The organism is Bartonella vinsonii subsp. berkhoffii ATCC 51672 (assembly GCF_902825225.1).
In the GTDB taxonomy this organism is placed as follows: Bacteria; Pseudomonadota; Alphaproteobacteria; order Rhizobiales; family Rhizobiaceae; genus Bartonella; species Bartonella berkhoffii.
Genome location: NZ_CADEAK010000367.1, coordinates 1 through 382 on the forward strand (window position 1 = coordinate 1; position 382 = coordinate 382).

The 382-nt window shown below is 44.8% G+C and carries 1 pseudogene; it reads right to left on the reverse strand.

Features of this window, described 5'->3' with window-relative positions:
- Positions 1 to 382: pseudogene (locus J7R10_RS09645) on the reverse strand (phage tail protein); the annotation flags it as partial.

Genomic DNA, 382 nt, shown 5'->3' on the forward strand with positions numbered 1-382 from the left:
ACTTTTAAGAGGGCTATTTCACCAACAAGAGGTTTCATCCAAAAACCCCCGCCTTTAATTCTTTCTGTGAGATCGCTTATAGCTTTTCTCAAATCAGCGGTAGGCTTAAGCCAATCATTAACGACTTTTTTTAAGGTTTTAGCCCACCCAGCAACGGCTGTTTGAATGAGGTCACGGTTTTCATCAACCAGGTGAGAAAAAGCATCAATCATATCATTGATCATAGGCATAATGCGCGCGCCAATAAAGTTCGCGATACCGCCTATTTTTTTCTTAAACGCTCCCATTTTGTCACTTAAGTCCGCGGCATAGTGTGCAACATCGGCACCTATGAGCCATTGTCCTTGCCGCGCCTTTGCAAACAGCTCCTTGATGGGCTCCC